The organism is Flavobacteriales bacterium (assembly GCA_016699575.1).
GTDB lineage: Bacteria > Bacteroidota > Bacteroidia > Flavobacteriales_F > PHOS-HE28 > PHOS-HE28.
The window spans coordinates 1,776,252-1,797,035 of record CP064979.1; the positions used below are offsets into that span (position 1 = coordinate 1,776,252).

Sequence of the window (20,784 nt, forward strand, 5' to 3'; positions counted from 1 at the left end):
GTGCGTTCGTCGCGGTTGCTGGTGATCACATGGCCACCGGCGCGCAAAGGGGCGTAGCTCACCGTACACATTTCAGCCGGTCGCGAATGGTACTGGGTGCCACGCCGAAATTCGGGTCGAGTACAATGTCCGCATGTTGTTGTGCGATGCCGATGCGCAACAAGGCCATGTGGTGGATCGCATGATCGAATGCATAGGCCAGTTCGCGGAACAACGAAGTGGCCATACGCTCGCGCGAAGAGCCATCGTAGCTGTGGTCCGCGATCAGGGTCAAACGCGCGTCGGCATCGAGGCCTTCGGCCCAAGCGCGCAGCGCACCCAACTTGGCCAACGTGGCACTGCGCTCGTTCTCCAGCGACTTGTCACGCTTCCGGGCATCGTAGTCCACGGTTCCGTTTTGGGCTTCCATCAAGCAGATGTAGAACTCCAGGATGTGCCGCATGTGCTGGCCAATGCTGGCATTGCTGAGAACGGGCACCGGCGCTGTGTAATCGCCCTGTTCCAGCCGAGCTACCAGACCGTGCAGCTCATCGAATTGCAGCTGTGCGTGCGCGATCAGCGGGTGGGCCGTCCGGTGGTGCCGGGCTTTGGGAATGCCCGCGCCCGACACCACCTCTTTCACCGGGACGGTTGCTGCGAAGTTGTTCATTGTTCGTGGGTGCATTCGGCCTTCACCGTCACATCAACGGACTGGGCGATGTTGGTGCTCGGCTTTCCCTTCACGAAGGATATGCCGTAGTCACCGAGTACGATCGGGAACTTGCTCTCGATACCCACCTTGCCACCGGTCACGGTCACGCTTCCTTTGGCCGTCACAGGATTCGTCTTGTCCTTGATCGTCATCTGGCCTTTCACATCCGCGGTGTAGGTGCCGTCCTTCGTGAAGTCGATGTCGCTGAGGTTGGTGATGGTGCCGGTGAACTTGGCCTTGGGGAAGGTCTGCGTATCCAGGAACTTGTCGCTGTTGAAGTGCTTTTGCATCAACGCCTTCTCGAACTCGAAGCCCTGCATGGGGATGCTGAACACAACTTCACCGGATGCGGGTTCAATGGTGCTGGTACCGGTGTAGTTGTTGGCTGTGATGTCCTCCACGGCGGTATGTGAAAAGAAGGTCACGTGAACGGCACGGCTTACGAACTTGCCACTGGGCAAGGAGGTGAACGCCAACATTGCGGGTAACGCGGCGAGAAGAAGGAGCTTTTTCATGGGTCTTGTGTTCAGGTTTCGTTGGAATGAAGGCGCTCGGTTGAGGCCGTTGGTATGTTCAGGGAACGAGGCTGCACTTCTCCAGCACAGCATGTTCGTACAGATCGAGGTCCGCATCGAACGAAGCGCCCGCGCGGATCACGCCTTTGATCGTGACGATGTCTTCGGTCTTCAGTCCATCAGCCTGCGTGTTGGTCTCGGCGGTGAACGAGCAGCGCACACCGGCCTCCGCACCTTCGGCCTTGAGCAATACGACCGTCTGCCCCTTCAGATCCGTCTCTTTGCTGCTCACCGTACCACTCACCGCCAGCACCTTGCTCTCGCCTTCAGTGTCGAGGTACTTGGCGTTCGCCGCAGTGCCGTCCTTGAGGAACTCGTCCACCAACGCTTGGGCATCGATCTCCCCATCGGCTTTCGTGGCCACCACATCGCGGTGCGGCATGTTGAACAGGTAGAAGCCGTATCCACCACCTGTCACTCCGATGATGGCGGCGATGATGAGCCCCTTGCGGAGCCAGCTGCGTTTGAAGCGTGAAACGTTCGTCATCCGTTCTGGGCCAAGGCCTATCAGTGCCTTGCTGAACGGATGGTCGTAGGTTATTCCTGAACCTGACGATCGAACGGATCGCTTCCGCTCAAGAACGACTGGAAACGCCGACCGCGGCTCATGCACTGAGCTTGCAGTATGGCCTGAACGAGACCATCACACATGTGGGTGGATCGACTTCAGAACCCTTTCCTCCAAAGTCGCGCTGTCAGGCATCGTCGTACCCACATCACGGTTCTCCATCAAATGTTCAATGGTGGCGTTCTGCTTTTGGAACGCCCGGCAACCGTCGCACACGCGCAGGTGCATCCACAGCTGCATGCGGTCCACGGTGCCCAAGGGGGCCATGGTCCGCCGTTCCATAAGCTGGGTCGCTTTCCGGCAGGAGAGCATCAAGGTGTTCATCAGGCTCATGGTGGTGCGATTATCGGTGTGCGGCCAGCTGCTTGGTGATGCAATCGCGCAACTTCAGTTTCGCGCGGTGGAGTTGCTGCCAGTAATTCGTCGGTGTAATGCCCAGCTCCTGACAGATCACTGTGGCCTCGCGGTCGTGCAGGTATTTCATCTCCACAGCGGCGCGCCAATGTGCGGGCAGGTGTTGGAGACATGTCGCGAGGTGGCTCTGAAGGGCTTCGTCCTCTTTTGCTTCATCCAGTTCCCAGTCGCTGGGCCGGTTCGCTTCCGTCCATCGGCCATTCTCGTCGAAGCGGTCATCATCCGTTTCGGGTGCGCCATGCAACACGGGGTCGCGATAGGCCTGGCGGTAGTGGTCGGCCAATTTGTTCTTCAGGATGGAGAAGAGCCAGGTGCGCGGGCTGCTTTGTTGCGCGAATCGGTCACGTGCGGTCCAGGCAGCCATGAAGGTGGTCTGCACCAGATCTTCGGCGATCAACGGATCATTCAGCCGCTTCGCTGCAAAGCGAAGCAGTTCCTTCGTGTGCGTGCGCACCAGGTGGGCGAAGGCAGCGGTCCCGGTTTCTAGGTTTGGCGCTGGCAGCGCAGTGGATCCCACTTCCTCCATGTGCCCAAGGTAGGCGGCATCAGCGCTGCGCGAACTGCCGCTGGCGGATGAAATAGGCCTTCCAACTGAACGCGATCATGTACACGATCGCCACGAAGAAAAGCGCCACGGCGGTCAGCATGGCGCCTTCCTCCATCGCCGAATTGATCCAACCGGTGCCCACCAACAGTACGGTAACCACCAGCACCGCGAGGCTCACATACATGAAGATGCTGGCGATGCTCAGGCGCTTGATCTGCCCCAGCTTCGCTGTCACGATGTTGCGATCGTGGACCGGGTCCTTGATCGTGTTGTTCAGTTCATCGGTAAGGCCCAGCACCATGCGCGAAGTGCTGTTGAGGATCACTGCGAGGGAAGGGATCATCGACAGCGGCAGTGTCCAACTCTCCATGCGATCAGTTCTGCTTGGACTTATGATGCTCGCACATCGGGTCACATTCATGCCCCTTTTCGCCATGTGCGAACATGTGCTGCCCGTTCATGCACGCTTCCGAGCAAACGTGATCGACCAGCTCGGGTTCTTTAACGCTCGCACCATCCATGCACGAGGCGTCGCACACATGGCCCTTCTCACCATGCGCATACATGTGTTCACCGCTCGCGCATGCTGCTGTGCAGTTGTGTTCGGCAAGTTCACCGGAGCCAGCGGCGGCGGCGGCCCCTGTTTCCGAACCGGATGGGGCGCTGCAATTGCCACCTGCGCAGCAACTGGTCAGGAGGGCGGTGACCGCCACGAAAAGCAAGGTCTTCATTGGTTTGTGTGTTGTTGTTGAATGGTTCGCGCGTCCTCCTTCACGATCAAGGCCACCACGATGCCGAAGACAACGTGGCCGAGGATGCTGCCGATGGCCATCAGCATCATGCTGCCTTCCATGGGCGGCATGCCGCCCAACAATGCGCCCATAAGGCCGATCACCACCTGGGCGAACACAAAAGCGGCCAGGCCGAAGAGCGCCCCTTTTACGACCGCGCCGTTCGCCTTGCGCACCACCTTCCGGAAGAACAGGGCATAGGCCAGGGCGAACACCACTCCGATCATGAAGTGCATGGCCCAGCCCAGGGCAAGGGGAACCCCCAGCATCATGGACAGCATCGCCGCCGGGTCCATCTTCGGCAGGCCCATGAAGGGGGCCACCAGCATCACAAGGGTCATCGCTGCCGTGGCCAGAAGGCCGGCCATGGCCGCTTTAACGTGTGTAGGGTCCATGTGTGTTCGGTTCAGTGAACGGGCAGCTATAGGCGGGCCGTGTACCGTTCGTCGCTTCCGCTACTGGAACCTGACAACCAGGCCCAACTTTGTGTCAGGGAAGCTCCTTCCCGACGACGAACGGAACAGTGATCGGGCCCATGCCACTCCGCACAACGCTTCTACTTGCCGCCATCTGCCTGCTCACGGTGCAACCGGTGCAGGCACAAGAACACCCGTACATCGCGGCGTACTCGCTTACGGTGTTCGATGGTGGCATCCGGTTGGATTGGACGATCCTTGGTGGAAGCACGTGCGATGGTCAGGAAGTGGAGCGTTCCACCGATGGTGTGGTGTTCGCACCCGTTCACCGCATCGACGGCATCTGTGGCGACCCGCTCATTGCCCGCAGTTATGCCTGGGTTGACCAGGAGCCGCCAGAGTTCAGCACCGTGCACTACCGCGTCAAGCTGGGCTTCGATGGCTACACGTCCATCAAGGCCGTGGTCTTCGATCAACTCACCACCAGCGATCAGCGCTTCTTTCCGTCGCCCATGACCGGTGAGGCGACGCTGGTGGTGAACGTACGTTCACTGGCCACGATCGATTTGCGCATCTGGAGCAGCAGCGGCCAGCTGGTCTTCGAGCGCGTCGGCGCAACCGGCCCGGCCGTACCCATCTCCATGGCCGAAGCTCCTGCCGGGGTATATGTCTACCAGGCCGCAAGTGATGGGCGCTTGTTCGTGGGGCGGTTCGTGAAGTATTAGGATCCAACTCACGGACACTTCTTGGCCGCACCAAGATGCTCGACCACAGGCAGGAGATCACAAACCGGTCCGTACATGTTCGGCAACCGTTAGGAAAACCAGGCGCTCTTGCAGCGTGACGAAGCGTAGGCCACCGGCGAGCATGGTGGCGGGTGGCTTGCGGCCGACCTTCCGTTCGGTATCTGTCCTTCCACCGCCCAATAGCTCAGGGTGCTAACTCGAGCTCACCCAAGCACCTTCTCGCTCCACCGCCCTCCCCAACGCCTCCAAGGTCTCCAGCAACCGTGTGACTTCCTCCAGCCGCTTCTTCGTCCTCTTCCCTTCGAAGTGTCCTGCGATGGTGCTCACATCCGCCGGTGCGGCGAGCGTGCCGAGCACCGCGCTCAAGGCCGCGCCAAACGATGGGTGGTGGTGCGCCCACCGAAGGCCACCACCGGTCTGCTGTTGGCCCGCGCCGATGGACCAGTACAAGAGAAGGCGGTAGGCGACCAGACCGCAGGCCGTGTCGGCTTCTTCCTCCGGGTGGCCGACTTCGAGCGCACATACGCCCGCATGCGCGCCGCGAACGTGCACTTCCTCACCGAGCCCCGCGATGAGCCCTACGGGCGCGTGGTCGTGTTCCGCGATATCGCAGGCAACAAGTGGGACTTGCTTGGCCCGGGATAGAAGGGGCCTTGTGGGTTGCGTGCGCGAGGCATGCAGCCATGGTGGGTTACCGGTTGCTCTGGCGCCACAGGCGCGCGACCGATGGACACTCGGCAAAGCCGAGCGTCAACACCAGTGCGCACACGCGAGGTGGTGCAGGGTCGGGAGCAGTGCGCTAGGAAAGCACTAGAGGTACTGTTGCAATAAACCCGGCACCTCGTCCGGTTTCATTGCCATTCTGAAGCTCCACACCCCGTAGTCCTTGGTGGCGTTCACGGCATGGCACCAGCGCAAAGCCGCGGCCTGCTTCTTCTCCTTCAATTCATCATAACCCTTCGTCTCCAGGATAAGATGGCGTTCTCCTTCACCTTTCAATCGAACGATGAAGTCCGGCACATACTCGTGCTGTTCCCCATTGTGGATATAAGGTATTCCCAGCCCTAGCCCAGCGTTTTTCACCCAAGCGTCAACGACGTTGTGGCGGTCCAGGAAGTACGCCGCGTTTTGCTCCCATCGCTTGGTGTCGGCCACCACATAGTTCACATGGCTGCGCATGGTCTCACGCGTTTCACGTGCGGTCCAGAAGTCCACATCGCTGGTGCTGCCCGCACCGCGCGAACGCTCGATGAGCGGCAGTTCTACCGGTACGCCCGCCTGTTCATCACCACGGATGTTCTCCACCAACGTCTCTACCAACCAACCATAGTAGGGCGACATGAACAAGTCCTTAATGTCCGCTGGTGCAGCCACCTCAACGAATTCGTTCACGTAGCGCTCGACAACGCGCGTTACCTGTGGGAAAAGGGACTGCGCGGTCAACCGACCAACGCTCTGCTGCACGTACTCCTTAGTGATCTGCCCGGCCACCTGGAAAACCAACTGTTGCAATCGATGGCCTGAACGGAATTCGCGCAACGTGATTTCTTGCGTCTTACCCGGGCCCATAAGGGAGGGTCGGCCGTTGTTGGAGGGGATGGAGGCCTTGGCAGTTACTTCCGGAGGGATCTTGTGTGGCTCCAACCTCAGGGGCGGCACATTCGTCCAGTCAACCTTGATGCGATCGCGTATCTCGTTCACATAGCCCTCCACACGCGGAAACTTGATAGCCAATGCTCTGCGTTCCGGCAGGGCACGCACGTGCTTCTTCTTCTGAATTTCTTTCGATGGACCTGCACCGCTCGCTTTGAACGGTACTACTTGGAACGGCACACCGAAGATCTCCGCAACTTCTTCCGTGAGTTTTCCGTCCTCCCCGATATCGTAGTTGGCACGGCGAAGACCACGACCAACGACCTGCTCGCAGAGTAGCTGGCTTTGGAAGGGACGCAGGCCGATGATGTGCGTGACCGTATTGCAGTCCCAGCCTTCCGTGAGCATGCCCACGCTCACGATGCAACGCACATCGCGACCGGGCGGGTGCATAGGCCGGTCCATCTTCTTGGCCAACTCCTCGAAACCTTCGGGTAGGATGTCACGCCCCTGGCGGTCGCGCGGCCATTCCATTCGACCAACAGTGTCCAAGGTGAAACGCATCCAACGTACTTCATCGCTCTTAGATGCGCCGCCATCACTATCGTCCACCACCTTGCTGTGGACTACGATGGTGTTCTGTACTGTTGCAGAGTTCTTGAATTCGGGCAGACCGGACGGTGGAATACCATGTGGCCGCACGTCGTTTGCCAGCCACTCGAATATGACATTGGCCAAAGCGGTGTTCTTGCAAACGAGGATAAACACTGGCGGCCGTGGTTCCTGACCGGTCGCCTTCCACTCTTCCCAGATCTTGTGCCAACGACCACCCAACATGCCTATGGGCGTGTTGCTCCACTTCAGTATGGCTTCGGGTTTTGGAGCTGCGTGCTTACCCCCTCGTTCGCTTGCTGTGAGACGGCCTGGCTGCAGGATCCATTGCCAGATGTTGAAGTAGCCCGGCACCTCTTGGCCGCTGGTGTCCTGCACTGCGAGTTGTGGGATCTTCACCAAGCCGCTTTCGATGGCATCGATCAAACCGAAGTCACTCACCACCCATTGGAAGGGGCGGTTGGCATCTTGGCCTACGCGGTTCAGATAGTACGGCGTTGCGCTGAGGTCGATGCAGGCATTGATGCCACGCAGCTTGTGGATGCGGTCCAGGCCTTCCACCCAAATAGTCGCCTCCTTCTTGCTCTCCTTCCATTCCTCCTCCTCATCGGGGTCCTCGAACTCCAACCCTTCCTGTTCCTCCAACTTCGTCTTGATCCTGTACGCGTGGTGCGCTTCGTCGTTGAAGACAAGTATGTTCTGCTTACCACCCACCCCGCGCAATACACGGTTTACCAGTGCGGTGTCGCTTTCCACGTACTTCACGCTGCGAATCTTGAGCGTGGTGTCGATGTCCGCGTCGTAGCCGGGTGCTACTTCGATAACCTCCTGCGCGATCTGCTGATGCAGCGTTTCGCGCGTTAGCCAGCGCGTCCCACGTTTGGTATCGTTCTTCTCGCCGATGCGGATGGTCTCCGTGGTCTCCACGGCCACACCGGCTTTCACCACTTTGCCGCCATCACCGCCGGTCTGCGGCACCTGTGGCTGGAATTCGTGCCAGTTCTTGATCAGCACTTTGCCTTGGCACAGCTGCGCCATCAGGTGCGCAGGCACCAGGTCGCGCTTGCGATAGAGGCTTGCCTCGCCTTGCTCGGGGTCCAGTTCGCTCAGGCGGCTCCGGATGGTGACGTTGGGGCATACTACCAGCACTACATCGCTGAAGCGAGCATCGCCTTTGTCGTTCACCTTGTTCAGGATGCTCCATGCGCTGAGCATGCCCATCACCGTGGTCTTGCCACTGCCCGTAGCCATCTTACAGGCATAGCGCAGGAAGCCAGCATAGCCTTTGGCCTTTGCCTCCTCACCGGGTTCATCGCGCTTCACTTCGATGCCTTGGCGGAAGTCGGCCCGAGCCTCCGTAAGGAAGATAATGGTCTCTGCTGCTTCAACTTGCGCGAAGAAGAGCCGCTGTTGGCGGCCTACGCGCGTCCAGTATTTCAGAAGGTCCAGTGTGGTGCGCGTTACGCCTGGGTAGTTCTGCTCGCGCCAATTCTTGATGCGCTCCCGGATAATGTTCACCTGCCTCAACTCGATCAGGATCCCCCCTTCCTGCTCACCTCGGCCCTGCGGCCGATACCAATAGCTCGCTGGTCGCCGACCTTGCCTGCGGTCCGCGCTTTGGCCCTCCAATATCCACCAATGCTCTTTCGGCTCGTCGTATGGGCCGTTCAGGATCGGGGTCTCTACCTCGAAGTTGTTCATAGCCCGAACGCTTCCTTGATGAAGTCGAGTTTTTCTCTCACTTCGGGATGTATCTCCTCTGGGTGCATGAACTCCGCGATTTCATGATAGCGTGTATAGTGCAGGCCATGGATCCCCGCAGCCGATAGAATCGGCGGCAGAACCACTGAACGGGCCTTGTAGTCCTTGTCGGCCAGTAGGCGTTCTACAATGATGGGTGGCTCTGCGGGGTTGGCGATGAAGGCGTCTACAATGTTCGCTCCGGAACCCGCACCGGCATACTTGTCGAACATGGTCACCAGTGAATCACGGAGCGTTTCGCTCTTGCCATCATTCTGGTCGATGTATCGCTTCAACGCGCCCGGGTGCACCAGGTAGCTCTCCACCTCGTATCGTTTGAAGACGATGCGATTGAATTTCCCAGTCTCTGGTCGTTCACTGGGTGGAACCCCCTGTTCCTTGCCATCACCATCCACCAGTTGCACGGCGGTCATCGCAGGCTCGATGAGTTGCAGGGCTTCGTAATGTTCCCGTGCTTGTTGTGTGGTGGTAGCAGGCTTCCAGAAAGGCTCAGTGCTCAGCCACGCATGCAAAGGATGTTGCAGAATGCGAGCGAACTCGCGAAGCAGCTTCCAGTCGGTAGAACCTTCAAGATAGAGGATGCCTTTGGTGCCGAGCGCTAGCATCACGTCTGCTTGGGTCAATGTGCGCAATGACTTCACCAACCTTGTGCGCGCCACCTTATCGGCCAATCGACGCGGGGTTGAGAACACAAGCATCAGTTCCTCGGGCTCGACCGAATTGATGATGACCTCCGAATGCGTGGCGATAATGAGCTGCGAATTGCGACGAGTCGCTACAGAACGAAGTTCAGCGTAGATCACATCCTGCAGGAACACGTGAAGGTGCGCGTCCGGCTCATCCAGTAGTAGCACCGATGCCGGGCGCATATGCAGGAAGGCCAAGAGCATGAGGACCTGTTGCATCCCACTACCTGCTGCGCTGACATCCAGGCGCAAGTCTGTTCCTACTGGCTGGTACTCGCAAACGATGTCGGCACCTATGCTATTGGGTGGCAACAGTTCGCAACGGAACAGGTCGCGGATCGACTTTCGTAGGGCTTCCCACGCGTCATTGATGCCATGTGCTTCAACGAGCAGGTTCCGGATGATCTCACCGGGTTTGCCCTGTCCGAGCAATTGATCTTGCTTGGCCCGCGTATACACCGGCTCCTCAATCGAAAGACCCGTCATCGGAGGCACATACGTAGCGTTGACATTGGCCTTCGTGCGCAGCACCTCGGGGTCGGCAGATGGAGTGGGCCGTATATAGATCTGCTCTGTACTGTCCGGCTTCAGTTCCATCGTGACCGTCCAGCCTTCAGTGCTTTGCACTTCTATCTCGATGGTCTTGCGCTGACGTTGATGAAAGAGCCAATCGAAGTTCCGCAATGGCACAGGCAGGAATGCTTGCCGCGCCATGGGGGCCTGCGTGTAGCCGTTGCGTTTGTTGTAGTCGTTCAGTTCACGCCACCGGTTCAATGCCAAGTTCCACGCCGCGATCGCCTGCAGTGCAGTGGTCTTGCCCATGTTGTTGGGGCCGGCCAGCACGACAGGACCCTCCAGCAGGAATTCAGCGTTCTCGTAGCGCTTGAAATTCTTGATGGTGACCTTCCTGATCATGGCTTCTTTGCGTTGTGCGCTACCTCCGTTATGCGCTTCAATACCTCCACGATCTCTTGATCGACCTCGGTCGGTTCAAGCAGGTTCGCCAATGCCGCATAGTCTGACTTGTTCATGGAAACGGGCAGCCCCAGTTTCTCAAAGAAGCTCTTGAACACTTGCGGCAGGTAATCATCACTGACTTTGGTCGTGAGCCAGAAGGCATGATCGGGATCGCGCAGCACCGCAGGGGTGGTATTGTCCGCGATAGCCGCATGCATGGCCTCCTGTCGTTTCAGTAGTTCGCCCTGGTCGAACAGGTCTTTCACCTTCACGCTGCGCTCCACCCAGCGCATCAGCAAGCCTGGGGTGCAGAAGTAGTTCTCCAGTTCTCTGCGCTGCCACTGGAGCATGGTCAAGGGTGAGTTCGCCTGGATACGCACATCGGGTGAGTTGTCGAACACGGCGATGCCTGCCAACTGCGGATGGGCTTCGCGCAGCCCCGAGAAATGTCGCTGGGCCTTGTCCGTTTGGTTCAGCACATAATGGTGGAAGGGGCGGTCCAGTGCGGGCAGCGCTTCCGGATAGGCGATGGCGGCCAGGTTGCGCAAGGCGGTGAGGTCGGTGCTTCCTTCCAAATAGAGCACCCAGCCGGTGATCTCGGCCTGTATGAATTGGTCGAAACCGATCTCGTTGAGCGCCTTGCGGAGCTCTTTGGTCTGCCGCACCGTGTGCGGTTTGCCAATGAAGGCCACGATGCGGCTGTCTTCCGCTTCACGCAAGACCACCTCACTGTGCGTTGCCAGCACCAATTGGCTGCCGAGGGCGTCCGCTGTTGAGGAAAGTTCTCGGTAGATCTGGCTCTGGCGCAGGATCTCCAAATGCGCGTCCGGCTCGTCGATGAGCAGCACGGACTTCGGGCGCCACCGGAGGAACGTGAGCAATAGCAGTGTTTGTTGCAGGCCCCGGCCAGCCGCGCTCAGGTCGAGGCTCGCCTGTTTGCGTTGGCCCGGTGTCACTTCGTCCACGTAGCTCATGCTGATCTCCCCGCGCGCTGCATTGTACTCGGGGTCCAACAGGCGGATGCCGAAGAGCCTGCGCATCTGCGCCACCAGATTGGGCCATTCGCCCTTGCCCATTTCATCGCGCTCCTTCATCCACACCTGGTAGCACAGGTTGCGCAGCACGTCCGCGGTCTTGCCTTGGCCGAGCGAAACGGTGATCGCGCCCTCGTCGATCTTGCGCTCGTTGGATTCAAGACCGGACATCGGCGGTAGATAGGCCACATCGATCTCCAGTGCTTCATCCGGTATCTCCCACTTGTCCTTGGCGTTCAGGTGGCGTTTGCTCGGCCGGCAGTGGATGTACTCATCGTTGGCATGGTCGAACTCCAGCGCGCAGAACCATTCCTTCCCGTTGGTTACGCCTTCCACCGTGATCTCGATATGTACCTTCTGTGTAGCGCGCTTCTGGTCGCCCTTGGGCACTTGGCGCAGATGAAGGTCCTTCCAAAGCATGCCCATGTCCGGTACAGGCAACTGCACCAGGTCGCGGCGGCTCACGACAACTCCGGCGCGTGTCTTGGCCACGCTCTTCTCACTGCGCTTGGCGCTCCAGGTCTTCAACCCGAGGTCCCACAAGGCCAGCGCCTGTAAGGCTGTGGTCTTGCCGGCATTGTTGGGCCCCACGAAGATCACAGGTGAGCCGAGTTCAATTTCCGCCTCATCGAAGCGCTTGAAATTCTTGATGGTGACCTTTTGGATCATTTGCTCACCAGTTTCTTCACCACCACCAACTCATTCCCGCGCGGGTCGATCACCTTCACGGCTATCTGCTTCTGCTCACCGGCTGTGAAAGGTGCGCTCACCGTGCCGCTCAAGTGGTCCCACACGCTCTCGGCGAAGTCGGCGCGCAATTCCTTCTTCAGGTTCTCCCAGGCGCCGGTGCGCGGGAAGAAGGCTTGGTGTACACGGAATACCAAGCCGTTGTAGTCCGTGTCCAACAGCCAGCAGGGCACATCGCTGCCGCTGAAGTGGATGCTGTCCATGGTGGCGGGGTCGAAGGTGTCCAGCCCGAGCAGTTCCACTTCGTAGGTGGGCTCGTCCACCTTCACGCCTTGCACTTCCTTCACGGGTTTCACCTTCACTTCCGGCAGGCCGCACACGCTGAAGACCTGGCTGCTGCGCATGTTCTTCAGCAGGTCGCCCATTTGCAGGTCCATGGTGGCTTGCAACCAGGTGCAGGGGATGCCGATGCGCCCGGCGCTCTCCACGAACTCGCGCGCCTTGGGGTCGATGGCGAAGCCGATGACGAGCAGCTGCGTGTACTTCTTGGCCTCCGCCTCCTGCCAGGCCTCGCGCACCATGCGCTCGGTGAGGGCACCGCCTTCTGGGCCGAAGAGGATGGCCACAGGTTGTGGTGTCTGGTCACCGTTGATGATGGCCTCGGCACTCAGGCTCATGGTCTTGGCCGGTGGGCGCACCTGTTTCAGAGTGATCTTCTTGTTGCCCGCCAATTGCAGCACCGGCGCGCGGCGCAGCACTTCGGTCATGCGCTGCACATGCGTTTGGTGCTCGTCACTCTGGATGCCCGGTGTCTTCGGGTCCTCATCCAAGCCCTCGGCTGTAGGTATGGTGGCCTCCACGGCGAAGGGGCCGCACACGCGGGTGACGTTGTTCAACTTTTCGGGGCGGTCGAGTATTACCTTAGGCTTAGCGTCTTCTTCGCCAGCGACGTTGCCCAATGTGATATGTGGCACTATGCCACCAACTTCTTGACCACGGGCATTTTTCTTCTGCTTGAATACAAACCCACCCGCGGGTCCGCGCTTGGTGTCCAATAGTTCCCAATAAGCGAATGTCTTCGTCAACAATCGCTGGCGGGCTAGTGAGAGCGGTACTCTGCTTGTGTCGATGGTTATCCAGCGTCGCCCCCATTCTTCTGCGACGCATGCAGTTGTTCCACTTCCACAGGTGGGATCAAGCACCAAGTCTCCGGGATCGGTTACCATAAGCATGCAACGCCGAATGACCTTTTCACTTGTCTGAACGACGTACGACTGCTCATCTGTGAAGCTTCCAGTCCCAGTATCCAACCAGACATTGTCCAATGGTGTAGTAGGGTTGTCACTCGCGAGAAGGATAGTTGCGATGCCCTGACCAGAGCGACGAATTCGACCCATCTCCACAAGCCTATCCATGTCACCACCAGGAGTTGGGTCATATGCCCAATGTCGATTCGGTGGGATTGAAATGGAGGTCCCCTGAAAGTCATAGGGAGCACTTCGACCCTCCTGGTACCCTTGGGATGTGGTTGGTCCCAAGCGACAAATCTGCCAGCCCTTAGGAATTGGTTCCGTTCCGTTCAGCTGGCCTTCCGTCATGTTCTCGACTTCCTTAAAGTCCGGGGAGACAATTTTGGTGTACTGTTTTGCACCCCTCTCGCCCGGCTCTTTTATGCGCAGGAACGGAGCGAACTTCATTCGTTCTTTGTCCCGTGCATACACCACTAAGTAGTCGACAACGGATGGGATGCCCTTAGTGGACTGTGAACTCGTCTTGTAAAACGAGATGAGGCCAGCAGCATTCTCCGCTCCGAACACCTCATCCATCACCTCGCGTACGTGGTGCAGATTCTCGTCGCTGATCTGAACGAAGACGGAACCGCTTGGGGTGAGCAGGTCCCGGGCCAAGAGCAGGCGGTCGCGGAGATAAGTGAGGTAGCTGTGTAGGCCCAGCTCCCAGGTATCGCGGTAGGCCTGTACCATTTCGGGTTCGCGCGTGAGGCTCTCGTCCTCGTTGTGCTTGACTTCGCGCTTGCGCACAAAGGGCTGGAAGTTGCTGCCGAACTTCACGCCATAGGGCGGGTCCATGTAGATCATCTGCACCTGGCCGCCGAGGTGCTCGTAGCGCAGCAGGCTGTTCATCACCACCAAGCTATCGCCCAGGATCAGGCGGTTCACCCAGTTGTCCTGGTGCTCGTAGGCATGCACCACTTGGTCCGTTAGGCTGCGCTGCGTTACACCGAAGAGCTCATCCAGCATGCTCACCTGCTGGTCCTTCTTGTGTCCCTTCAGCGTTTTCAGGATGGCCTCGGTGCTCAAGCGCTCATGTACGAAGAGCGGCAACGTGGGCACCTCGAAGGCCTTGCGCTCAGCCTTGCCGCTCCAGTTGAGGAAGGGTTTGCCGAGCTTCTGCAATTGCTCCACGGCATCGGCCAAGCCGCGCACGGTGGCGAGGGGTTGTCTTTCTCCCTTCGCAGAAACTTCAGCGCCGAAGTACTCCTTGGGCGTGGCGAAGGTGTGCGGTGCCTCCAGCTTGGCGGCTTCGGCAATGCGGGCCAGCAGCCATTCGCCGAGTTCACGGGCAGCACTGGTGTCCCAGTTGAGGTCCGGGGCTAGGGAGTCATCATAGTGGTACTTGGCCGGTCCTTTCTTCTGCTTGAAGTGGGCCTGGGTGCCGATCTCCGGGCGCACGAGGGCCTTGGGCTCGGTGTGGTCGTAGTTGGCGACCTCGGGCTTGGCCTTGGCGCGGCCTTTTTGCTTAGCGGCCGGGGTGGAGGACTTGGTGGGGCCTTTGGGGCGGGGCATGTCGTGGAAGAGCCTGGCTGATCGGTACACTTCCGTTATCAGCCGGTGACGAATGTGCGGCGAAAAAACAAAGGGACAAGGGCCAACGGATCATCGGCCTTTGTCCCTTTCTTCGGCTGTCTTACCACAATCGCTTGTTGCGGTCCTTCCAATCGCGTAGGCGGCGTACCAGCAACCACACCAATTTGTGGAAGACAAGCACGGTACCCACGCCCAATAGCAGTTGGCTCACCACCTTGCTGATGGTCTTCGCATCGAGGCCGTCGCTCAGTTCCAAAGCACAGTGGTTCAGTACAAGGCCGATGAGCACGGCACTGATGATCATCTCTACGTAGTGCAAACCCTTCTCGAAGGTGCCGTTGCGGCTGCGCAAAACCAGATCGAAGAACCGGATTGCCATCACCCCCCAGTTGGCCAGGAGGAATGCCAAGGCATGCGACCATTCGCCAGCGGCAATGAGCACCACCCCAGCATGCAAGGTGCCTAGGAAGAGCAATAGGACCAGCACGGCCAAGGAGAACCCGTCCAGTTGCACACTACCAACGCCCGTGATATTGCCGTTCCTCACAGCGAGCAATGGCACCTTGCGCAGGGCCTCTACCATCTCGTCGGGAATGAGCCCCTCGATCACGCGTATCAGGCCGGAGAGGAGAATATCCGCGTACCGATCCAGTTCTGTAACGAGCCTGGAGCGGTAATCCTGGTGGGCTAGGATCAACCGGTCGTTGTCTTGTTGTGAAAGGGAGCCGAAGCTCCTTACGTGCTCCCGCTGGGCCTCCTCGATCTGTTCGTCCCTGATGGCGCTTGCCCTGTCCTTCAGCCCGTCCACCACGCCCAGCAGTCCCAACGTGTGGTGGTCGAAGAAGGCAACAACCTTGATCACCGTCATCCCCTGGATCAGGGGACGAGCAAGTACTATGGCCTGTTCGGCCAGCACAGCCTCTTGGCTGATCTCGTTCTTAGCGTGCGTGAGGTACGCTGAGTAGGGTTGGGGCAGATGTTGGTGGTCCATGGCTTATCCGCTGATTGGCGAACAAGGCACGGCACGAACGCGAGGCTGGTTTGGTCTGCGGCGGGCAGGCGCACCCGGCGTTCCCCACACTCCCGTGTGGGAAGGCCAGCGATGGCACGAGTCGCCTCGTACCATCGCGCGCATACATTCGCCTCCCAAGAAAAGCTCTTCCGCACCCTCGACTGGAATCAGGAAAGCGGTTGAGCATGGGACCAGGCCGGCGCGTTCGTTGCCGGCCTTGTTCTTTGCAAGTGGTTCTGATCGGTAAGGCACGAGCACCCAAACTCATTGCGGCACCTATCGCCGGACCCCGGAATTCTCCAGAGCCGACCGAACGGCCCGCCAGCGCGGATCGGGTCAATTGATGATTGTGTGCTCGCTGGTACATCTTCTATTGCTGCATGGCCATGGCGCGCTTGAGGAACGTCTCAACCATGTTGTTCACTGATCTGTTCTCGCGCTGGGCATGTGCTTTCACGTTCTTCACTACAACCGTCTCTAACTTGAAGCTGATCGGCTGACGGGGGATTGTCTTGATCTTTGTTTGGAGGTCCATTATAGAGAGCTCAGTTCGAGGGACCCGTTGAACGGGTCGCCGCCCCGTGGGCGACAGTGCTGCTTTCTTTGCCATGGTGAAAAGGGTTTGACGGGTAGACGGAAGTATGCCGTTGGGGTTGCTTGGTATTACCGCGCGGGGATAACTCAGCGAAGTGGTCTTGCGACTTTCACCGGCGGCCTCCGCCCCGGCAGGTCATGACACCCAAACGCCAATAGCGACCGCGATCCCCACCGTCACCAGCATAAACACCGCCCGCTCGTTCAAGCTCATATCGTGCTTGTCCCTTTCCTCCTCACTGATCACCGGCGACCAGAAGAGGTGGAACAGGTCAACCAGGATGGAACGGATGGCGAGCAGGACCCTCACGAGTGCAAACGTCGGCAACCGGATGCCCCACAGCGCGGGCATGCGGTCATTGCCTTCCTGCCCCTAGCTTATTGCCGCGCCGATCGACGGCGTTCTTGGCAATGGAACAATTCAGGAAGGGGGCCATCGTGCCGCATTACGGCGAGCTGTGCCGGGTGACGGGCGCGACTGTGATCAACAACCACCTCTGTTACACCGTGGAGGACCTGCAGGGCAACACCGTGCGCGGGGTGCACTACTTGCAGCACGCCCAGATCGTGAAGGAACTGAAGGAGATGGCCACCTACGCCGTGGGCGATCAGGTGCGCCTGCGCAATGTGTTCGGGCACCTGCACGTGAAGGCGCGGTGGTGGGACAGCCGCAAGGGCCTGCTCATGTACCGCGTAACGGACTACTACGAGGAGAGCCGCATGCCGTGGATACGGTCGCAGGCGGAACTGGATGCGCTGGTGGTGGAGCGGATCCTGCCCGCCACCCTAAAAACACCGACGGGGGCCGAAGCCCCCGCCGATGCCAACAAGTGAACGAACATCAAGTGCCGTTGGAACGCGCCGGTGAAGCAGAAAGTTCCGGTGCTGCGCTTTGAACCCTGGGCCGGGCGCCCTGTAAGTCTCCCTTACCATACTATATGGTACCGCCGCAGCACCCGGCGCGGACGTGGGCTGCCGGTGAACGCAGCGCAAATACATGTACCTGCCGCGCGAGTACATGTACCGATGACGTTGTCTTATGTACCGGCCGCGCGAGTACATGTACCGCCGCCGCTGTCTTGTGTACTCACGGCGTTGGCTTATGTACCGGCGCTGTTGTCTTGTGTACTGACGACGTTGTCTTATGTACTCGCCGCGTTGTCTTGGGTACCAACGGTCTTGTCCCATGTACTCGCCGCGTTGTCCTATGTACCGACACCGTTGTCTTGTGTACTCGCCCCGTTGTCTTGTGTACTGATGGCGTTGTCTTATGTACTCGCGCCGTTGTCTTATGTACTCGCCGCTTTGTCCTATGTACCGGCGCCGTTGTCTTGTGTACTCGCGCCGTTGTCTTATGTACCGACGGCTTGGTCTTATGTACCCACGGCGCGATCACATAAGACCGTGAGCGCGTACGGCATCATGGAACGGCACGTCCGCCTACTTCAACGAAAGCCTGTAACACCAAGGCTTTCAGGAGGCCTTCTCCCGGCCTGCCGTTAGGGTTCGGGCTACCGGCCTGCCGGGATGTTTTGAACGAAGGACTTCGCCCCTGCGCTACAACGGTCACAATTCACCTAAAGCTTTTGTGGGTACAGCATCGAAGGCCCTCGGACGATGAAAAAGATCTGGTATGAAGTGAAACTCGGGCACACCCGGGTGACCTACGCCGCTCTGGTCGAAATGAGCGGTACGAACATCACGATGCTGACGAACAACGCATCCTTCCCTGCTCCCAACCCTTCGCTCGCCGACTTCGAAAAAGCCAAGGACCGCTTGGTGGCCGCCGTGGATGCCTACCGTTTCACCCGCAGCCGTTTGGACAAGGAGGAGCGCGACATCGCCTTCGCCGAACTCAAGACCATGCGCGCCGACCTGGGTGCCTATGTACAAACCACCAGTGCCGGCGACAAGGAGTTGATCACCAGCGCCGGTTTCCAAACCGAAAAGGCACGCCAACCCGTTGGCCTGCTGCCCGCCCCCAGCGATGTACGCGCCATCGTGCGCCCCTTCCCCGGAAGTCTGGAACTGCGTTTCAAGGGCGTTAAAGGCCGCCTCAGCTACCAAGTGAGCATGTGCGCCGGCGACCCCAACGTGGAGGCCAATTGGAACATCGTGGCCACCACCGGCAAGAACCGCATGGTGTTCGACGATCTGGAAAGCAATGCCGTGTACTTCTTCCGTGTGGTGGCGCTGGGCGCCGCTGGCTGGAGCCCTGTAAGCGACGTGGCCGCCGCAAAAGCCGCCTAAGCCACAGCACTACGCATCGCGTCCCCGGTTGCTTCTCCTTCGGCAGCCGGGGCGCGGTCGTTGAAGACCACACCCCATGACAACCCTCGGCTTGATCCTGCACGAGAACGACGCACAACTGGTGCACGTGGCCCACCTGCTGCCGCCCGCACAACGCACACAAGCGCTGGCGCACATGCGCTGGTGCGCCCGCACCCCCTACGCCATCGTGAACCTGGTGGAAGTGAACGACGCACTGGTGGGCTATTGCACCGCCGTGCGGTCCGGCACCACGGTCCGCATCGCGCACTTCTTCCTGCAGGCCTCGGTGGAGGTCACCGCGCACAGCCGGGTATTGGCCGATGCCTTCGTGCGGGCCCTTCTTGCGGATGGTGCGGCCGGTGTGCATGTGCAATGCAGCCCGTACGACGTGCCGTTGTGGGCCGACCTCGGTTTCGTCGTGTGCGACCAGTTCGCGCGCTACGGCGGCGGTGTCTTCCAAGAGGCCCAGCGCGACGAAGTGCTGCTGATGGAACCCGTGCACACGCTGGCCCTGCTGCACCTGGACCGTAAGGCCACCGGCGAAGACCGCACACCGCTGCTGATGGAACACCGCTACGCCGCACAGGGCTACGTGGAGGAGAACCGCCTGCGCGGCGCACTGCTGCCCGTGCTGGGCCACGGCTACATAGTGGCCGATGCGCCCGAAGTGGGCCTGGAACTGCAACGTTGGTTGCTGCCGGTGCAAACGCACATCGTGGTGCCCGAAGCGAACGCGGCCGCCTGCGCGCACCTGCACGAGCGCGGCTACCGCGTGCACGGCACCAGTGTGCGGTTGGTGCGCGGCGCACTGCCGCACTTCCGCCCCGAGCTGGTGTTCGCATGGCCGTGGTGAGCAACCGGCAAGACATCAGAACGAAGAAGCCCCGCGGAAGTCGCGGGGCTTCTTCCGTTCTGATGGGCTGCGAACCCCTGCCTTGTCCACCACTGCCGGATGGTGATCTTCGCGCACATGCGGCGCTTGTCCGATATCCGCTTGCAGGCCATCGTGGTGGCAGCGGGCGTGGTGCTCATGACCATCAAGTTCGTGGCGTGGCGCGCCACGCACAGCAACGCCATCCTCAGCGATGCGCTGGAGAGCATCGTGAACGTGGTGGCGGGCGCCTTCGCGCTGTATGCCCTGGCGCTGGCCGCCAAGCCGCGCGACCGCGAGCATCCGTACGGCCACGGCAAGGTGGAGTTCATCAGCGCGGGCATCGAAGGCGGCCTGGTGGGCATCGCAGGCATCGTGATCGTGGTGCGGGCGGTGATCGCCTGGCTGCACGGCCACGCGGTGCACGCAGTGGACACGGGGATCTACCTCACCGCCATCGCCGGCGGGCTGAACCTGCTGATGGGCCTGGTGCTGCAACGCCGTGGTCGCAAGCAACGCAGCATCACCATGGAAGCGAGCGGCACGCACCTGCTGGGCGATGCGTGGAGCACCTTGGCCATGCTGCTCGGCCTGGCCCTGGTGCGCTTCACCGGCCTGCAGTGGTTCGACAGTCTCTTCGCGCTGGGCTTCGGCCTCTTCATCCTGGTGCAGGGCGCACTGGTGCTGCGGCGCGCCGTGGCCGGTATCATGGACGAAACGGACCGGCACGCCGCCGATGCCGTGGTGGCCTTGCTGGAAACGCACCGTCGTCCGCAATGGGTCGACCTGCACAACTTCCGGGTGATCCAGTTCGGCCGCACGCTGCACATCGATTGCCACGTGACCCTGCCGTGGTACTACAACCTGGAACAGGCGCACGAGCAGATCGCCGCGATGGAGCGCTTGGTGAACGAGCAGGGCGACCGCGGCGTGGAGCTGTTCATCCACATGGACCCGTGCATCGCCACGTCGTGCAGCATCTGCGCACTGGAAGGGTGCCCCCAGCGCAAGGCACCGCAGCAGCGCCGCATTGCGTGGACGCACGACAGCGTGCTGGGCAATGCGAAGCACGGGAGCTAACGCACGGTGCCGCTCACAGCAGCGGCCCATGCACGTTCAGCGCTTCCGTCCTG

General features: G+C 59.9%; 21 protein-coding genes. 6 read left to right on the forward strand and 15 right to left on the reverse strand.

Annotated features, from left to right (window positions below; genetic code table 11):
- Nucleotides 1–58: 58 nt before the first annotated feature.
- From IPJ76_07340 to IPJ76_07370, 7 genes are all read right to left on the reverse strand, one after another.
- Nucleotides 59–649, reverse strand: coding sequence for a hypothetical protein (locus tag IPJ76_07340; GenBank protein QQR88019.1), 591 nt, complete (start codon nt 647–649; stop codon nt 59–61).
- Entirely contained in the window at nt 646–1,206 is a 561-nt protein-coding gene (locus tag IPJ76_07345; protein ID QQR88020.1) for a YceI family protein, read from the reverse strand. The genes IPJ76_07340 and IPJ76_07345 overlap by 4 nt, the downstream gene beginning before the upstream one ends.
- 58 nt (nt 1,207–1,264) lie before the next feature.
- Nucleotides 1,265–1,753 (reverse strand): hypothetical protein, encoded by a 489-nt coding sequence (locus tag IPJ76_07350; GenBank protein QQR88021.1) that lies wholly within the window; start codon nt 1,751–1,753, stop codon nt 1,265–1,267.
- 156 nt (nt 1,754–1,909) lie between these two features.
- A complete protein-coding gene (locus IPJ76_07355) occupies nt 1,910–2,167 on the reverse strand; it encodes a hypothetical protein (protein ID QQR88022.1) in 258 nt (85 codons plus the stop codon).
- Between the two features lie 10 nt (nt 2,168–2,177).
- The gene (locus IPJ76_07360; GenBank protein ID QQR88023.1) at nt 2,178–2,702 is read right to left on the reverse strand and encodes a sigma-70 family RNA polymerase sigma factor; all 525 of its coding nucleotides are present in this window, start codon (nt 2,700–2,702) and stop codon (nt 2,178–2,180) included.
- A 91-nt stretch (nt 2,703–2,793) separates the two neighbouring features.
- Nucleotides 2,794–3,165, reverse strand: a complete 372-nt coding sequence (locus IPJ76_07365) for a hypothetical protein (protein ID QQR88024.1) — start codon at nt 3,163–3,165, stop codon at nt 2,794–2,796.
- 357 nt (nt 3,166–3,522) lie between these two features.
- Nucleotides 3,523–3,981, reverse strand: a complete 459-nt coding sequence (locus IPJ76_07370; protein ID QQR88025.1) for a hypothetical protein — start codon at nt 3,979–3,981, stop codon at nt 3,523–3,525.
- Nucleotides 3,982–4,121: 140 nt separating this feature from the next.
- On the opposite strand from IPJ76_07370, the gene IPJ76_07375 reads away from it, so the two are divergent.
- Complete coding sequence (locus IPJ76_07375; protein QQR88026.1) at nt 4,122–4,727, forward strand: T9SS type A sorting domain-containing protein; 606 nt, start codon at nt 4,122–4,124, stop codon at nt 4,725–4,727.
- A gap of 213 nt (nt 4,728–4,940) precedes the next feature.
- On the opposite strand, the gene IPJ76_07380 is transcribed toward IPJ76_07375, so the two are convergent.
- The gene (locus tag IPJ76_07380) at nt 4,941–5,114 is read right to left on the reverse strand and encodes a hypothetical protein (protein QQR88519.1); all 174 of its coding nucleotides are present in this window, start codon (nt 5,112–5,114) and stop codon (nt 4,941–4,943) included.
- Between IPJ76_07380 and IPJ76_07385 the strand changes: the two genes are divergently transcribed.
- The gene (locus IPJ76_07385; GenBank protein QQR88027.1) at nt 5,055–5,393 is read left to right on the forward strand and encodes a VOC family protein; all 339 of its coding nucleotides are present in this window, start codon (nt 5,055–5,057) and stop codon (nt 5,391–5,393) included. The two genes, IPJ76_07380 and IPJ76_07385, sit on opposite strands and share 60 nt — an antisense overlap.
- Before the next feature lie 165 nt (nt 5,394–5,558).
- Here IPJ76_07385 and IPJ76_07390 read toward each other — a convergent pair whose 3' ends face one another.
- The 7 genes from IPJ76_07390 to IPJ76_07420 all read right to left on the reverse strand — a co-directional run bounded on the left by IPJ76_07390 (nt 5,559) and on the right by IPJ76_07420 (nt 16,861).
- Nucleotides 5,559–8,654, reverse strand: coding sequence for a DEAD/DEAH box helicase family protein (locus tag IPJ76_07390; protein ID QQR88028.1), 3,096 nt, complete (start codon nt 8,652–8,654; stop codon nt 5,559–5,561).
- Nucleotides 8,651–10,315 (reverse strand): AAA family ATPase, encoded by a 1,665-nt coding sequence (locus tag IPJ76_07395; GenBank protein QQR88029.1) that lies wholly within the window; start codon nt 10,313–10,315, stop codon nt 8,651–8,653. The genes IPJ76_07390 and IPJ76_07395 overlap by 4 nt, the downstream gene beginning before the upstream one ends.
- The gene (locus tag IPJ76_07400) at nt 10,312–12,060 is read right to left on the reverse strand and encodes an AAA family ATPase (protein QQR88030.1); all 1,749 of its coding nucleotides are present in this window, start codon (nt 12,058–12,060) and stop codon (nt 10,312–10,314) included. Before IPJ76_07400 ends, IPJ76_07395 begins: the two co-directional genes overlap by 4 nt.
- Nucleotides 12,057–14,882, reverse strand: a complete 2,826-nt coding sequence (locus IPJ76_07405; protein QQR88031.1) for a site-specific DNA-methyltransferase — start codon at nt 14,880–14,882, stop codon at nt 12,057–12,059. The genes IPJ76_07400 and IPJ76_07405 overlap by 4 nt, the downstream gene beginning before the upstream one ends.
- 121 nt (nt 14,883–15,003) lie before the next feature.
- A complete protein-coding gene (locus IPJ76_07410; protein QQR88032.1) occupies nt 15,004–15,894 on the reverse strand; it encodes a hypothetical protein in 891 nt (296 codons plus the stop codon).
- Between the two features lie 391 nt (nt 15,895–16,285).
- Nucleotides 16,286–16,450 (reverse strand): hypothetical protein, encoded by a 165-nt coding sequence (locus IPJ76_07415; GenBank protein QQR88033.1) that lies wholly within the window; start codon nt 16,448–16,450, stop codon nt 16,286–16,288.
- 195 nt (nt 16,451–16,645) lie between these two features.
- Nucleotides 16,646–16,861, reverse strand: a complete 216-nt coding sequence (locus IPJ76_07420; protein ID QQR88034.1) for a hypothetical protein — start codon at nt 16,859–16,861, stop codon at nt 16,646–16,648.
- Between the two features lie 59 nt (nt 16,862–16,920).
- On the opposite strand from IPJ76_07420, the gene IPJ76_07425 reads away from it, so the two are divergent.
- The 4 genes from IPJ76_07425 (at nt 16,921) to IPJ76_07440 (ending at nt 20,731) form a co-directional block, all read left to right on the forward strand.
- A complete protein-coding gene (locus tag IPJ76_07425) occupies nt 16,921–17,343 on the forward strand; it encodes a hypothetical protein (protein ID QQR88035.1) in 423 nt (140 codons plus the stop codon).
- Between the two features lie 783 nt (nt 17,344–18,126).
- On the forward strand, nt 18,127–18,759 hold the full coding sequence (locus tag IPJ76_07430) for a fibronectin type III domain-containing protein (GenBank protein ID QQR88036.1): 633 nt from the start codon (nt 18,127–18,129) through the stop codon (nt 18,757–18,759).
- Nucleotides 18,760–18,835: 76 nt separating this feature from the next.
- Complete coding sequence (locus IPJ76_07435) at nt 18,836–19,633, forward strand: hypothetical protein (protein ID QQR88037.1); 798 nt, start codon at nt 18,836–18,838, stop codon at nt 19,631–19,633.
- A gap of 117 nt (nt 19,634–19,750) precedes the next feature.
- Nucleotides 19,751–20,731, forward strand: a complete 981-nt coding sequence (locus tag IPJ76_07440) for a cation transporter (protein ID QQR88038.1) — start codon at nt 19,751–19,753, stop codon at nt 20,729–20,731.
- Nucleotides 20,732–20,784: the final 53 nt, after the last annotated feature.

Excerpts from the sequence above, each read along its gene's own strand:
- IPJ76_07440 (QQR88038.1), top strand. The coding sequence starts at position 19,751 with ATGCGGCGCTTGTCCGATATCCGCTTGCAGGCCATCGTGGTGGCAGCG.
- IPJ76_07370 (QQR88025.1), bottom strand. The coding sequence starts at position 3,981 with ATGGACCCTACACACGTTAAAGCGGCCATGGCCGGCCTTCTGGCCACG.
- IPJ76_07405 (QQR88031.1), bottom strand. The coding sequence starts at position 14,882 with ATGCCCCGCCCCAAAGGCCCCACCAAGTCCTCCACCCCGGCCGCTAAG.
- IPJ76_07410 (QQR88032.1), bottom strand. The coding sequence starts at position 15,894 with ATGGACCACCAACATCTGCCCCAACCCTACTCAGCGTACCTCACGCAC.
- IPJ76_07420 (QQR88034.1), bottom strand. The coding sequence starts at position 16,861 with ATGCCCGCGCTGTGGGGCATCCGGTTGCCGACGTTTGCACTCGTGAGG.
- IPJ76_07415 (QQR88033.1), bottom strand. The coding sequence starts at position 16,450 with ATGGACCTCCAAACAAAGATCAAGACAATCCCCCGTCAGCCGATCAGC.
- IPJ76_07345 (QQR88020.1), bottom strand. The coding sequence starts at position 1,206 with ATGAAAAAGCTCCTTCTTCTCGCCGCGTTACCCGCAATGTTGGCGTTC.
- IPJ76_07425 (QQR88035.1), top strand. The coding sequence starts at position 16,921 with ATGGAACAATTCAGGAAGGGGGCCATCGTGCCGCATTACGGCGAGCTG.
- IPJ76_07430 (QQR88036.1), top strand. The coding sequence starts at position 18,127 with ATGAAAAAGATCTGGTATGAAGTGAAACTCGGGCACACCCGGGTGACC.
- IPJ76_07400 (QQR88030.1), bottom strand. The coding sequence starts at position 12,060 with ATGATCCAAAAGGTCACCATCAAGAATTTCAAGCGCTTCGATGAGGCG.
- IPJ76_07435 (QQR88037.1), top strand. The coding sequence starts at position 18,836 with ATGACAACCCTCGGCTTGATCCTGCACGAGAACGACGCACAACTGGTG.
- IPJ76_07375 (QQR88026.1), top strand. The coding sequence starts at position 4,122 with ATGCCACTCCGCACAACGCTTCTACTTGCCGCCATCTGCCTGCTCACG.
- IPJ76_07350 (QQR88021.1), bottom strand. The coding sequence starts at position 1,753 with ATGACGAACGTTTCACGCTTCAAACGCAGCTGGCTCCGCAAGGGGCTC.
- IPJ76_07390 (QQR88028.1), bottom strand. The coding sequence starts at position 8,654 with ATGAACAACTTCGAGGTAGAGACCCCGATCCTGAACGGCCCATACGAC.
- IPJ76_07355 (QQR88022.1), bottom strand. The coding sequence starts at position 2,167 with ATGAGCCTGATGAACACCTTGATGCTCTCCTGCCGGAAAGCGACCCAG.
- IPJ76_07340 (QQR88019.1), bottom strand. The coding sequence starts at position 649 with ATGAACAACTTCGCAGCAACCGTCCCGGTGAAAGAGGTGGTGTCGGGC.
- IPJ76_07395 (QQR88029.1), bottom strand. The coding sequence starts at position 10,315 with ATGATCAGGAAGGTCACCATCAAGAATTTCAAGCGCTACGAGAACGCT.
- IPJ76_07365 (QQR88024.1), bottom strand. The coding sequence starts at position 3,165 with ATGGAGAGTTGGACACTGCCGCTGTCGATGATCCCTTCCCTCGCAGTG.